This window comes from Mammaliicoccus sp. I-M35, assembly GCF_022386455.1.
GTDB lineage: Bacteria > Bacillota > Bacilli > Staphylococcales > Staphylococcaceae > Mammaliicoccus > Mammaliicoccus sciuri_A.
This window is the reverse complement of record NZ_JAJNIL010000026.1, coordinates 1-1,343: the sequence shown is the minus strand read 5'-3', so window position 1 is coordinate 1,343 and position 1,343 is coordinate 1. Positions and strand designations below refer to the sequence as shown.

Annotated in this window: 2 rRNA genes; both read left to right on the top strand. The window is 50.9% G+C overall.

Annotated elements, in window-relative coordinates:
- Positions 1-1,160 (top strand): 23S ribosomal RNA (locus LQ679_RS14615); the annotation flags it as partial.
- A gap of 84 nt (positions 1,161-1,244) precedes the next feature.
- Positions 1,245-1,343, top strand: a 5S ribosomal RNA gene (gene rrf, locus LQ679_RS14610); the annotation flags it as partial.

The following is a 1,343-nucleotide window of genomic DNA, read 5'->3' as shown; positions in this document are numbered from 1 at the left end:
AAGCCTTGAAGAGCCGCAGTGAATAGGCCCAAGCGACTGTTTATCAAAAACACAGGTCTCTGCTAAACCGTAAGGTGATGTATAGGGGCTGACGCCTGCCCGGTGCTGGAAGGTTAAGAGGAGTGGTTAGCTTCTGCGAAGCTACGAATCGAAGCCCCAGTAAACGGCGGCCGTAACTATAACGGTCCTAAGGTAGCGAAATTCCTTGTCGGGTAAGTTCCGACCCGCACGAAAGGCGTAACGATTTGGGCACTGTCTCAACGAGAGACTCGGTGAAATCATAGTACCTGTGAAGATGCAGGTTACCCGCGACAGGACGGAAAGACCCCGTGGAGCTTTACTGTAGCCTGATATTGAAATTTGGCACAGCTTGTACAGGATAGGTAGGAGCCTTTGAAACGTGAGCGCTAGCTTACGTGGAGGCGCTGGTGGGATACTACCCTGGCTGTGTTGACTTTCTAACCCGCACCATTTGATCATGGTGGGAGACAGTGTCAGGCGGGCAGTTTGACTGGGGCGGTCGCCTCCTAAAGAGTAACGGAGGCGCTCAAAGGTTCCCTCAGAATGGTTGGAAATCATTCGCAGAGTGTAAAGGCACAAGGGAGCTTGACTGCGAGACCTACAAGTCGAGCAGGGTCGAAAGACGGACTTAGTGATCCGGTGGTTCCGCATGGAAGGGCCATCGCTCAACGGATAAAAGCTACCCCGGGGATAACAGGCTTATCTCCCCCAAGAGTTCACATCGACGGGGAGGTTTGGCACCTCGATGTCGGCTCATCGCATCCTGGGGCTGTAGTCGGTCCCAAGGGTTGGGCTGTTCGCCCATTAAAGCGGTACGCGAGCTGGGTTCAGAACGTCGTGAGACAGTTCGGTCCCTATCCGTCGTGGGCGTAGGAAATTTGAGAGGAGCTGTCCTTAGTACGAGAGGACCGGGATGGACATACCTCTGGTGTACCAGTTGTCGCGCCAGCGGCATAGCTGGGTAGCTATGTATGGACGGGATAAGTGCTGAAAGCATCTAAGCATGAAGCCCCCCTCAAGATGAGATTTCCCAACTTCGGTTATAAGATCCCTCAAAGATGATGAGGTTAATAGGTTCGGGGTGTAAGCGCAGTAATGTGTGTAGCTGACGAATACTAATCGATCGAAGACTTAATCAAATTTTAAATCGGTTTTAGCCGTAAAATCTACTTACTATCTAGTTTTGAATGTACAATACATTCATCATAAGTTATTACTATTTGTCTGGTGACGATAGCAAAGAGGTCACACCTGTTCCCATGCCGAACACAGAAGTTAAGCTCTTTAGCGCCGATGGTAGTTGGGCTTACGTTCCGCGAGAG